This window comes from Eubacterium multiforme, assembly GCF_030813415.1.
GTDB lineage: Bacteria > Bacillota > Clostridia > Clostridiales > Clostridiaceae > Clostridium > Clostridium multiforme.
Map to the genome: position 1 here is coordinate 17,574 of NZ_JAUSUF010000021.1, position 12,767 is coordinate 30,340.

Here is a 12,767-nt window from a genome sequence, read left to right on the forward strand (position 1 = left end):
AAAAATTCCTTTTTGATTTTAATTATTTATTCTTACACTTTATATATAGCAAAGTGTATGCCAAAAATTTTCTTCCCTATTTTAGAGAAAATTCACCAATTTTATAGGTTAATTTTAAATTTAATTTACACACTGTCTTTTAATCTGTGTAAAAGCTTTTACACAGATATACACTAATTAAATTCTCTGTGTAATTAAATTAAATGTTTATTTTATTTATATTTAAATTTTATAAGCAATAAAAAATAAGCTCTTTAAAATCTATATAGACCTTAAAGAACTTATTATTAAACTATATTTTTAACTAGTATTTTTTAGATATAACTGCACTAATATCTTAATAAAAACTTACATAAAAAAACAGCTTATTTTTAAAGTACTTTTCCTTCAAATTCACTTATTCTTTTAACTTCCTTCATAAGTCTGTTAAAGCTTTCAGGTTTTATTGATTGCTGTCCATCACTTAATGCATTTTCAGGATCATTATGAACTTCTATCATAAGTCCATCTGCTCCTGCCATTATTGCAGCCTTTGCTAATGGTTCAACTAAATACCAATATCCTGCTGCATGACTTGGATCAACTATAACAGGTAAATGACTAAGTCTTTTAACAACTGGAATAGCACTTAAGTCTAATGTATTTCTTGTGGCTGTTTCAAAAGTTCTAATTCCTCTTTCACAAAGAATTACATTATCATTTCCACCAGCCATTATGTACTCAGCTGCCATAAGCCACTCTTCAATAGTTGCAGCTATACCTCTTTTTAAAAGTATTGGAGTTTTTGTTCTTCCAACTTGCTTTAAAAGATCAAAGTTTTGCATATTTCTTGCTCCAATTTGTATAACATCAACATTTTCAACAAAATCATCAATGTAGTCTGTTGACATAAGCTCTGTAACTATTGGAAGTCCTGTAACTTCCTTTGCCTTTTTTAAAAGTTTAAGTCCATCAAGTTCTAAACCTTGAAAGCTATATGGTGATGTTCTTGGTTTAAATGCTCCCCCTCTTAAAAAAGTTGCTCCTGAATCCTTAACACTTTTTGCAATACTAATAATTTGTTCTTCACTTTCAACTGAACAAGGACCTGCCATAACACCAATGTGTCCTCCACCAATTTTATTTCCAAGAACATCTACTATTGTATCCTCTGGTTTAAATAATCTATTTGCCTTTTTAAAAGGTTCTTGTACTTTAACTACCTTTTCTACCCCATCAAATCTTAAAAGTTTATTTGGATCTATTATTGAAGTATCGCCCATAACTCCAACTATTAAATATGATCCTCCTCTTGATAGGTTTGTTCTAAGCCCTAACTTTTCTACACATTTACTAACCTTATCTATATCATCTGAATTAGCATTTGTATTCATAACAATTATCATAAAATATCCTCCTAAAACACTTCTTAGAAACACCTACTATACTTTCTATCCTAACCTTTGTCTAAATTATATTATCTATTTAATAATGCCTCCATTGCAAGTACATATCCAAATTCACCAAAACCTGAAATCTGACCAACACAAGCTGCTGCTGTAACTGATGTTTTTCTAAATTCATCTCTATTTTGTACATTTGATAAATGCACTTCTACTGTATCTATACTTACACTTTTTATTGCATCATAAATTGCATAACTATAGTGAGTATAAGCTCCTGGATTTATTATAATACCATCAAACTCTTCAAAATAAGCTCTTTGAATGACATTTATTATTTCTCCTTCAATATTACTTTGGAAAAGAGTTATATCTACTTTTCTCTTTTCCCCTTCCTTTTTAATATATTCTTCAACCTCTTTAAAGCTTTTAGCTCCATAAATTTTCTTTTCTCTTATACCAAGCATGTTTAAGTTAGGACCATTTATAACCATTAATTTCATAATTAATTACTCCTTAATCTTTCCCTTTAACTTTAATTTAGTTAAATCAATTGTATCTCTTAAAAATCCTTCATTAATAACTTCTATATTAGAACAATTTTTGTATTTTTCAAATCTTTCCTCATAAAGGCTATATAATTTATCTTTTCCAGATTTAAGTAAAGGTCTTTTTGAAATATCAATATCCTTTAAAATTTTTTCAATTGGTCTATTTATAAATACAATGATACCATGTTCCTTTAAAATATTTATGTTAATATCTTTTTTAATTACTCCTCCACCAGTTGAAATTACACATCTCTTTTTTTTTGTAAGTTCTAAGCAGGCTTTAGTTTCTAATTTTCTAAAGGCATCTTCTGACTTTTTAAATATATCTTTTATTTGTATTCCTTCATTTTTTTCAATATATTCATCCATGTCATAAAAATTGTATTTTAACTCCTTAGCTAAAATTCTTCCTATTGTAGTTTTCCCACATCCTGGCATACCAATAAGGATAATTTTATCTCTCTTTTTCATAACTTCTCCTTGATTTAAACTCTTTAATAAGTTTGTTATATATATCTATTATAACCTTTTTATCAATAGTTTTATCTTGCCAAATCTCCTCTGCTTTGACGGCTTGACCTACAAGCATCATAAGACCACTACAAGTAATTTTATTATTTTCCTTGCCTAATTTAAGGAACTCTGTTTCTAATGGATTATATATTAAATCAACTAGTACATCATAATTTTTTATTATCTCTAAAGTAACTGGTGAATCCTTCATTTTAGGATACATACCTACAGGAGTAGTATTAATAATAATATCCCCTAAAACTCCCTTTAAATCTTTGTATTCTATTACTTTTATTTTTTCTTCATTTTTGTATAAATCTTTTTTCTTTCTACTAACTAATAGTATTTCTGATACATGAGAGTCTAAAAGATAAGTAATTACTGCCTTACTTGCACCACCAGTTCCAAGTACAGTAACTTTTTTTTCTGTTACATTAATATTTTTATCCTCTAGCATATATTTAAATCCATAATAATCAGTATTATAACCTATAAGTTTTCCTGATTTATTAAAAATGGTATTAACTGCTCCAATATTTTTAGCTTCTTTAGATATTTCATCTAAATATTCAATGACCTTTTCTTTATATGGAATTGTAACATTTACTCCTCTAATAGTTAAAGTTTTTAATGCCTCTTTTAAGTTTTCTATATTTTCTTTAGGTATTTCAAATAACCTATAACTATCATTAACATTAAGAGTTTCAAAAATCATATTATGTATTTTAGGTGAAATAGAATGAGAAAGTTTTTCTCCTATAAGTCCATAAAAATTAACTTCATTATCACTTTTTTCTTCTACCTTACCTAATTTTCTTTTTTGTAAATCCTTAGATACTTTCATTAAATTTATAAAAAATTCTTCAATTTCTTTAGTGTAATCTTTATTTTCTAATCTATCAACATTTTTTTTAATTACTTTTTTTTCTCGCTCTTCATTAAATATTGGAAGATTGTTTTCTTTTTTATATTCCGCTACCTTTAACACCACATTCATTCTTTTTTCAAATAACTTTGTTATTTCATTATCTATTTTATCTATTTCTTTTCTGTAGCTCTCTAAAGATTTCATTGTTATCTTCCTTTCAAAAGTTCTAAAATTCCAATGGCAGAAACACTTTCTATAACTGGAAGTGCCCTTTGAACTATACAAGGGTCATGTCTACCTTCTATTTTTAGTTCCTCTTCCTTTTTACTTTGTAAATTTATTGTATGTTGAGGTTTTGAAATAGAAGCTGTAGGCTTAATTGCTACTTTAAATATTACTGGCATTCCATTTGTAATTCCTCCAAGTATTCCTCCATTATGATTTGTCTTTGTTCTAATCTCGTCTCCATCATAATAAAATTCATCATTTGCCTCTGAACCTTTAAGTTTTGAAATATTAAATCCATCTCCAAACTCTACCCCTTTAACTGCTGGAACAGAAAATAAAAGATGTGATAAGGTAGATTCTACAGAATCAAAAAATGGATTTCCAATACCTGCATTTATGTTAACTACCGCACATTCAATAACTCCTCCAACAGAGTCTCCAGAAATTTTAGCATTTAATATTTCATTTCTCATATCATCTTCTAAAGATGAATTTACAAGAGGTAACTCCATATTTGGAAGGTTTTTTATTAAATTTCCATCTATATTTGTAGGGTTAAAAGAATCATCACAAATAGAACCTATACTTTTAATATGAGCTACTATTCTTATTCCCTTACTTTCTAATATTTGCTTACATATTGCCCCTGCAAATACTAAAGGTGCTGTAATTCTTCCAGAAAAATGTCCTCCCCCTCTATAATCATTAAATCCCTCATATCTAATATTACCAGTATAATCTGCATGACCTGGTCTCATTAAAGTTTTAAGTTTGCTATAATCCTTTGACTTTTTATCACTGTTTTTTATTATTCCACAAAGAGGAGTTCCAGTTGTCCTTCCATTAAATAGCCCACTTAAAATTTCAATTTTATCTCCTTCTTTTCTTGCCGTTGAAATAGAGCTTCTTCCTGGTGCTCTTCTTTCCATTTCAAAATTTATTCTATCTATATCTAATAAAAATCCTGAAGGAAGACCATCTATTGTAATTCCAATGCCTTCTCCATGGGATTCACCAAAAATTGATAATCTTATGTTATTTCCCCACATTCCACTCATTAAATTGTCCTCCTAACCTTTTAAAATCTTCAAAAAATTTAGGGTAAGATTTAGAAACACATCTATAATCTTCTAGTATTATTGGATTTTCACACCTTGTAGCTGCAATAGATAGCATCATTGCTATTCTATGATCTTTATGACTCCAAACAGAAACGCCACCCTTAAATTCTTTAATTCCTTCAATTATTAATCCATCCTCTATTTCTTTTATTTTGCCACCAAGCTTTGAAAGTTCTAAATTAATAGCTGAAAGTCTATCACATTCTTTTATTCTAAGTCTTTTAGCATTTATAATTTTTGTTTTTCCTTCTGAAAGACAAGCAACTACTGAAAGTATAGGAATTATATCTGGACAACTTGAAGCATCAATAATAGTTCCTTTAAGCTTATTTGAAACTCCAATTATTCCAGAATTACTTAAACTTAACTTTTCATTATTAAATAATACTCCCATTTTCTCTAATATTTCAATAACTTCCTTATCCCCTTGAAGGGACTCTCTATCTAATCCTTCACATATAACTTCATTACCTAATGCATCTCCACATAAGAAAAAAGCTCCTTGGGAGTAATCTCCCTCTACTTTATACTCTCTTCCCTTATATTTTTGATTTCCTTTAATATTAAACTCTCTATAATTATTATTTTCTACAATAACTCCAAAATCTTTAAGAGCTTTAATAGTTAAATCTATATATCCCTTTGATTCAAGTGGTCCCTCAATAATTATTTTTGAGTTTCCTTCTAAAAGTGGAAGAGTAAACATAAGTCCTGTTATAAACTGTGAGCTTATATCTCCTCTAACATGAAATTCTCCATTCTTTAACTTTCCTTCAGTTTTAAGAATTACTTCTCCTTCATTATGTAAATATTTAATTCCCTGCTCATTAAAAATATTATAATAAACATTAAGAGGTCTCTTACCTAAGTTTCCTCTTCCAATAAATTTATTTTTTCCATTATCTAAAGATGCAATTGGAATTAAAAATCTAAGGGTTGAACCAGATTCATTACAATCTATAATTCTTTCTCCCCTTTTCATATTCTTTATGTTTATACCTTTTACAATTAATCTTTTATCATCTAATTTAATTTCTGCACCTAAGGCTTTCATTCCATTTATTGTTGCAATTATATCATCTGATAAATCTATATTTTTTATTATACTTTCATCTTCACTAAGAGCTGCACAAATTACTGCCCTGTGAGCCATACTTTTTGAAGGAGGAATAATTACTTCTCCCTTAAGTTTATTATTATATATTTTAAGACTTTCCATACTCTTAAAATTTCTCCTCCTATCTAAAGAAATCTACTGTTGTATTATAAATTTTTGCATTTCCTATTTCTTTCATAATTATTATCTTTAAGGTACTCCCCATATTCTTTTTATCTAAAGATATAGTTTCAATTATGTCTTCCATATCATTAATTTCTACATTATAAGGAAGATCATATCTTATTAAAATTTCTTTAACCTTATCTGATAAAATTTCCTTTGTTAATCCCTTTTTCTCTGCAAGCCTTGTAATTAAATACATTCCAATACTTACACCTTCACCATGGGTAAACTTTGAAAAACCATAATGTTTTTCAATAGCATGACCTAATGTATGTCCAAAATTTAAAACCATTCTTTCTCCAAGGTCTTTTTCATCTTTTTCTACAATTTCTCTCTTAATATTACAACAAGTATAAATTATCTCCTCAATATGTTCCATTACATCTTCTCTATTATTTAAACTATTTAAAAGAAAGTATAAATTTTTATCTTTTATAAAGCCATATTTTATAACTTCACCCATTCCATCTTTATAAAATTTGTCTTCTAAAGTGTTTAAAACATTAGGGTCAATTAAAACTCTCTTAGGTTGATAAAAACTTCCTACTAGATTTTTACCTCTATCTAAATCAACTCCAACCTTTCCTCCAACACTACTATCAACTTGTGAAAGTAGTGATGTTGGTATTTGAATAAAGGAAACTCCCCTTAAATATGTTGCAGAAACAAAACCTCCAAGGTCTCCAACAACACCTCCACCTAAAGTAATTATTAAATCCTTCCTTGTTAGTTTAAAATCTAATAATTTATCATATATTAAAGGTAATGTATTAAAAGATTTACTTCCTTCCCCTGGTTCCACTGCATATTTAGCTACATTAAATCCATCTTTTTTTAAAGAATTTAAAACTATATCACCATAAAATTTATCTACATTTTTATCTGTAATAATAAATATTTTTTCTCCATTAAAAACCTTTCTTACACTTTTAGAAACATCTTTAATTAATCCTTTTTCTATTTCTATATTATAGGAGTTTTCTCCTAAATCCACTAATAATTCTTTCATAAAAATACCTCTTACTTTATAAAATAGGAGCTAATAATCTAATAATAGACTCCATAATTCTTCTTCCTCTTGGTCTATTAACAAATTCCTCTAATATAACCTCAGTTGAATATTCTAAGTCCTTCATAAATTGCTCTTCACAAACCTTTGCTTCATGCTCATCAAATATAAATGCATTAACCTCAAAATTTAAACTAAAACTTCTTATATCCATATTAGCAGTTCCAATACTTACAACAGCACTATCAACTACTAAAGTTTTTGCATGAATAAATCCATTTTCATAATAATAAACTCTAGCTCCAGCCTTTAATAAGGCTCCTATATAAGAATCTGCTGCCCATTTCATAAATCTATGGTCTGGATTTCCTGGAATAAGTATTCTAACATCCACCCCTGATAAAGCTGATATTCTTATTGCTTCTAAAATAGGTTCATCTGGTACAAAGTAAGGTGATGTTAAATATATATTTTTCTTTGCATTATTAATCATTTTAAGATAAGCATTTTTAATGTATTCCTCATTATGATCTGGTCCACTTGTTACTATTTGTATTCCAACTTCACCATCTTCATAATCTTTATGAGGCATAAATTTACTAAAATCTTCAATATCTTCTTCTGATGCATAACACCAATCTAAAAGAAATCTTTCATTTAAATCATTAACAGCATTTCCTTTTATTCTTATATGGGTATCTCTCCAAAATCCTATTTTTTCATCTAAACTTATATATTCATCTCCAACATTAAAGCCACCAACATAGCCATACTCTCCATCAATTACAACTATTTTTCTGTGATTTCTATAATTAATACGTGTATTTATATGAGGAAGTATCCCTGGAAAGAATATTGCAAACTTACCACCTAGCTCTAAAAATAGCTTTAATTTTCTTTTTGTTATTGTATAAGAGCCCATACTGTCTACTAAAAGTCTTACTTCAACACCTTCAGCTAATTTTTCTTCTAAGGCTTTAATTACCTTTGCTCCTATTTTATCTTTTCTAAATATATAATACTCAATATGTATATATTTTTTTGCATTTTTTATATCCTCTAGAAGTTGTTTGAATTTATCCTCTCCATTTACATATATATCAATATCATTTCCTACTGTATATCTTGCCCCACTATTGTTATAATTCATCTTTCTAAGGTCTAGAAATTGTTCTCCTCCATCATGACCACTATTATCATTTAATAGTTCATTTAATTCTTTTTTCTTATGTACATCCCTTATTATTTTACTTTTAAAAAGCTTTTGTCTACTAAAATTCTGTCCAAGAATTATATATATTAAAAAGCCAAGTCCTGGCAACAATATAAATATCAAAAGCCAAGCCCAAGTTGTTGTAGGGTCTTTTCTTTCAATAAATATTAATGAAAATGCCAATACAACATTTAAAAATAATATTACTCCAATGACTGTTAGATGAACGCTCACTCTTGCTTCCTCCTATAAAATTATATTTACCTCTCATAAATACTATGTTTATTTTAAATTTTATCCTTTATTTAATAGTTTTATTTATTTATTATAGCCTTTTTCAAAAATCCAATCAAACATAAAGATTTAAATATTTTTATGTATTTGTATTAATAAAATTAATGGGAAAATAAATTTTTTTCTATATCTAAAACAAAATAAATAAAAAAAGCAAAGTAATAAACTAATAAGAATATTACAATAAATTCTTAATAAAATTGTATCACTTCTTAAAATTTACTATTTTGCTCCTTTTATTTATAAATTATATTTCTAATTAAATCTAATTTAAAATTATGATAGTTTTACTATAGTTATTCTTGTAAGCAAATAACTCAAACAATATTTACTTCCATTTATAAGCTTTATTTCACCTTCACCACACATACATTCATCTATATTTATTATTGCTGAACTAGCTAGATTTATAAGCATCCCTTTCCTACCTATTTCTCCTGCAGCAATACTAAATATTTCTTCATTTACACAAAGCCTTAGTTCTGCAATAACACCAGACTCTCCTGTTACTGAGGATGAAAAATTTATTAAATAACAACCTTCAGTAACTTTTATACATGGAGAACCTTCCTCATGACTTATAGAATCTCCACAAATATTTACATTATTATTTAATGGGATAGGACATTGTCCTGAAATCATCTGGCAATTGTTTGATGTTATATATGCATTTTCACAAGTACACGAACTTCCACAGTCTCCTTTAGGACCAATAGGGCCTCTTATTCCCCTTGGACCTATTGGTCCCATTTCTCCCTTAGCTCCAATTTTACCTTGTGGTCCTTCTGGCCCCTCAATTCCTCTAGGACCCATTGGTCCAACTGGTCCTATTGGTCCCATTTCTCCTCTTTCACCCTTTGGTCCTTCAAATCCTCTTGGTCCTTGGGGACCCATTGGTCCTGGAATTCCTTGTTCTCCTATTGGTCCTTCTTTTCCTTCTCTACCCTCCGGTCCAGTAGGTCCTTTTTCTCCTCTTTCACCTTGAAAACCTCTTTGTCCTCTCTCTCCAATTGGTCCCCTTGGTCCCTCTGGTCCTACTGGTCCCATTTCACCTTCTTCTCCCTTTTCTCCTCTTAATCCTCTTAATCCTGTTGGTCCCTGTGGTCCTATTGGTCCCATTGCACCTTCTGGTCCTACTGGACCTTCTTCTCCTCTTGGTCCTTCTGGTCCTATTGGCCCTATTTCACCCTGTTCTCCTTGAGGTCCTTGAAATCCCCTTGGGCCTCTTGGTCCTTCAGGTCCTATTGGTCCTATTTCACCCTTAGGTCCTACCATACCTCTTTCTCCCCTTAATCCCGTTGCTCCTCTTTCTCCCTCTGGCCCTTCCGGTCCTACTTCTCCTTGTTCACCTGGATCTCCCTTTAATCCTTGTATTCCTTGTGCACCTCTTGGTCCTTGAGGCCCTGTTACTCCTACTTTTCCCTGAGGTCCAACTAATCCTTGGGGGCCTCTTTCTCCTCTTGGTCCAGTTGGACCCATTATTCCTTGTGGTCCTATTGGTCCCTCTTCACCCTGTTCACCTGGATCTCCCTTTAATCCTTGTATTCCTTGAGATCCTCTTGGTCCTTGAGGCCCTGTTGCTCCTGTTGGTCCCATAGCTCCCATTTCTCCAGTTTCGCCTTTAAGTCCTTGTAATCCTGTTGGACCCATTATTCCTTGTGGTCCTATTGGCCCTTCTTCTCCCTGTTCACCTGGATCTCCCTTTAATCCTTGTATTCCTTGAGATCCTCTCGGTCCTTGTGGTCCTGTTGCTCCTGTTGGCCCTGTTGCTCCTACTTCTCCTTGTATCCCTTGTGCTCCTTCTGGTCCTTGTATTCCTTTAGGACCTTCTGCTCCTTCTGGTCCTATTTCTCCTTTTACTCCCATTAATCCTTGAGGTCCTTGTATTCCAATTGGCCCTTCCGGCCCTTCTTCTCCCCTTGGTCCTTCTATTCCTCTTGGTCCTTGCATCCCCTCTGGTCCTACTGGTCCCATTTCTCCTGGTGGTCCCATTGGACCTTGCTGTCCTCTTATTCCCTCTTTTCCTTGTATTCCTCGTTCTCCCTCTTCACCTTGTATTCCCATAGGCCCCATTGGTCCCCTTTCTCCTATAGGTCCTGCTGGTCCTTGACATCCTCTATCTCCTTGTAAACCTCTTGGTCCTATTGGCCCTATAGGTCCAATGGCTCCAATTGGACCTATAGGTCCCTCTTCACCTCTTGGTCCTTCTGGTCCTATTGGTCCAACAGGTCCAACTTCTCCTCTACAACCAATTGGTCCTTGAGGTCCTCTTGGCCCCTCTGGCCCTACTGGTCCTGGAATTCCCTCTGTACAAATAATACAATCATTTCTATAACAAACATTTAATACTGGACCACTACTACATCTTGAAGATTCAAATAAAACTTCTCCTAAATCATTATTTGAAATAACTAAAGTAATTCCATGATTTTCAATGTGTCCTTCAATCCATTCTCTTACAAGATCTGTTACATCAATATTTATATATTTATTTTCACATTTTTCATCAATTAATATTTCTCTCCTAAAAACCTTAGTTAAAGGCGCCGATTTATAATTAACTGTTTTATAATCATAGCTTGATAAATTATATAAAAGGTCAATACAAACGCCTTCACTATTACAAGAATGAACTCCTTTTACACAAAGCCTAAGTTCTGCATGTTTAATATCACACTCAAAGAAAGACTTTAAAAACTCAAATTTAATTAAAGAATTACTATATTCTAATGTAGAATCGCAGTCTTCATATTTTGAAACTAAAAGATTTTTTTCTCTGGAAAAATTTTTATTTGGATAATTGGAAGAAACAAAAGTATCATTTTTTGTTTTGATATTTTTGCTACTCAAAAAATCACCACCTTTAAATAATCACTACATTATATTCTTTAATCTTAACTTTGTTATTCTAAAGAAATTTTATTATTAGATTATATATCCCAAGTTAATATCCTTTTTACACTTCTTTCCTTTATATTCTTTTCTTTCATTTGATTTTTTAAAAACTTCCTATTATATTCAATTTTTTCTTTAGGTGCAGAATATAAATCTGCAAGTTCATTATAATAATAAGATTTTTCAATATCTCCTATTAATGAATAACAAACACAAAGTTCTATAGCAGGAACCCATGTTGAATAAATATTATTATTAAACCCTAAATTATCTTTATCCTCATCTAAGTCTAAAGCTCCTTTAAAATAAATTATTCCTTCATTAATAATATTTTTAGAAACAAAACATTCTCCAAGTAAACATAACATTTCACTATTTGGCGAATATTTTTTTAAAGAATTAAAAATAAAATCTATTCTCTCATCAATTGGAGACTGTAAAAACTCAAGACACCTTACTAAGTTTATAGTAGCTCTTTTTGAATCTTCAAACCAAATATCTTCTTTATTTAATGCTTCCTTATATTTTTCTGATGCTTCATAGTATAGATTATTATCATAAAGCTCATTTGCATAATAAAATATATCCCTTGTTGTAAATACTTCTCCCTTATCTTCCATGCCTTTAAATATTAAAAGATTTCTATTAGTTCTAACTTTCTTTTTGTCATGATTTATTGTTATATCACTTTGAATTATTTTTCCAAAAACATTTAGATATTCATGTACATATCCTATCCAATTAAAATTTTTGTTTCTTTTAACAAGTCTATTACGTCTAAGTGAATATATAGTTTTACCTGCCTCATTTCTAACTAATGAATAGTTCATCATAACAGAATCTGTACTTTTATCTAATTCTTCTTTTAATATCATTAATTTTTCAATATTCTCTTCATCAATATAATCATCTCCATCAAGCCAAAGTATATAATCTTTAGTTCCTTTGCTAAAGGAATAGTTCCTTGCCTTTGAAAAATTATCTTCCCATTTAAAGTCATAAAGTTTTGCGCCAAAGGATTTTGCTATTTCCTTCGTATTATCTGTTGACCCAGTATCTACAATTACTATTTCATCCACTAAATCACTAACAGATCCTAAACATCGTCCTAATGTTTTTTCTTCATTTTTTACAATCATACATAAACTTATGGTTATCAAATAACTCCACCTCTTTATAAAGATATAATTTCACATACTATATTCTATAAATTAATTTTTATAATGTGTTAAAACTTTAAATGAATATATTTCTTGCCCATGACATATTCATTTGGTCCTTTGCATATTAGAAAATATATATTAACAAAAAAGGCTTAGAGAAAAATTTCTCTAAGCCTTTTACTTTTTATATTTTTATGATTTTAAGCGAAATATCTATCTAATAATCCTTTGAATGCTTGACCATGTCT

At 30.0% G+C, this 12,767-nt stretch carries 10 protein-coding genes; all 10 read right to left on the reverse strand.

Annotated features, from left to right (window positions below):
* Window positions 1-371: 371 nt before the first annotated feature.
* The 10 genes from aroF to J2S18_RS15820 all read right to left on the reverse strand — a co-directional run bounded on the left by aroF (window position 372) and on the right by J2S18_RS15820 (window position 12,516).
* A complete protein-coding gene (gene aroF, locus J2S18_RS15775) occupies window positions 372-1,385 on the reverse strand; it encodes a 3-deoxy-7-phosphoheptulonate synthase (protein WP_307488276.1) in 1,014 nt (337 codons plus the stop codon).
* A gap of 71 nt (window positions 1,386-1,456) precedes the next feature.
* Window positions 1,457-1,885, reverse strand: a complete 429-nt coding sequence (gene aroQ, locus J2S18_RS15780; protein ID WP_307488277.1) for a type II 3-dehydroquinate dehydratase — start codon at window positions 1,883-1,885, stop codon at window positions 1,457-1,459.
* Between the two features lie 6 nt (window positions 1,886-1,891).
* Window positions 1,892-2,404 carry a shikimate kinase gene (locus tag J2S18_RS15785; RefSeq protein WP_307488279.1) on the reverse strand — a complete coding sequence of 171 codons (513 nt, stop codon included), beginning with the start codon at window positions 2,402-2,404 and terminating at the stop codon, window positions 1,892-1,894.
* Complete coding sequence (aroE, locus tag J2S18_RS15790) at window positions 2,388-3,518, reverse strand: shikimate dehydrogenase (protein ID WP_307488281.1); 1,131 nt, start codon at window positions 3,516-3,518, stop codon at window positions 2,388-2,390. Before aroE ends, J2S18_RS15785 begins: the two co-directional genes overlap by 17 nt.
* A 2-nt stretch (window positions 3,519-3,520) precedes the next feature.
* The gene (aroC, locus tag J2S18_RS15795) at window positions 3,521-4,600 is read right to left on the reverse strand and encodes a chorismate synthase (protein WP_307488283.1); all 1,080 of its coding nucleotides are present in this window, start codon (window positions 4,598-4,600) and stop codon (window positions 3,521-3,523) included.
* Entirely contained in the window at window positions 4,578-5,882 is a 1,305-nt protein-coding gene (aroA, locus tag J2S18_RS15800) for a 3-phosphoshikimate 1-carboxyvinyltransferase (RefSeq protein WP_307488285.1), read from the reverse strand. The genes aroC and aroA overlap by 23 nt, the downstream gene beginning before the upstream one ends.
* A 19-nt stretch (window positions 5,883-5,901) precedes the next feature.
* The gene (aroB, locus tag J2S18_RS15805; protein WP_307488287.1) at window positions 5,902-6,954 is read right to left on the reverse strand and encodes a 3-dehydroquinate synthase; all 1,053 of its coding nucleotides are present in this window, start codon (window positions 6,952-6,954) and stop codon (window positions 5,902-5,904) included.
* A gap of 16 nt (window positions 6,955-6,970) precedes the next feature.
* Entirely contained in the window at window positions 6,971-8,401 is a 1,431-nt protein-coding gene (gene cls / locus J2S18_RS15810) for a cardiolipin synthase (RefSeq protein WP_307488289.1), read from the reverse strand.
* A gap of 336 nt (window positions 8,402-8,737) precedes the next feature.
* Window positions 8,738-11,311, reverse strand: coding sequence for a DNRLRE domain-containing protein (locus J2S18_RS15815; protein ID WP_307488290.1), 2,574 nt, complete (start codon window positions 11,309-11,311; stop codon window positions 8,738-8,740).
* An 80-nt stretch (window positions 11,312-11,391) separates the two neighbouring features.
* Window positions 11,392-12,516, reverse strand: coding sequence for a glycosyltransferase family 2 protein (locus J2S18_RS15820; protein ID WP_307488292.1), 1,125 nt, complete (start codon window positions 12,514-12,516; stop codon window positions 11,392-11,394).
* Between the last annotated feature and the right edge of the window lie 251 nt (window positions 12,517-12,767).

Bases quoted from the DNA above. Each gene is read 5' to 3' on its own strand.
- aroE (WP_307488281.1), bottom strand. From the start codon at position 3,518: ATGAAATCTTTAGAGAGCTACAGAAAAGAAATAGATAAAATAGATAAT.
- aroQ (WP_307488277.1), bottom strand. From the start codon at position 1,885: ATGAAATTAATGGTTATAAATGGTCCTAACTTAAACATGCTTGGTATA.
- aroC (WP_307488283.1), bottom strand. From the start codon at position 4,600: ATGAGTGGAATGTGGGGAAATAACATAAGATTATCAATTTTTGGTGAA.
- aroB (WP_307488287.1), bottom strand. From the start codon at position 6,954: ATGAAAGAATTATTAGTGGATTTAGGAGAAAACTCCTATAATATAGAA.
- aroF (WP_307488276.1), bottom strand. From the start codon at position 1,385: ATGATAATTGTTATGAATACAAATGCTAATTCAGATGATATAGATAAG.
- J2S18_RS15785 (WP_307488279.1), bottom strand. From the start codon at position 2,404: ATGAAAAAGAGAGATAAAATTATCCTTATTGGTATGCCAGGATGTGGG.
- aroA (WP_307488285.1), bottom strand. From the start codon at position 5,882: ATGGAAAGTCTTAAAATATATAATAATAAACTTAAGGGAGAAGTAATT.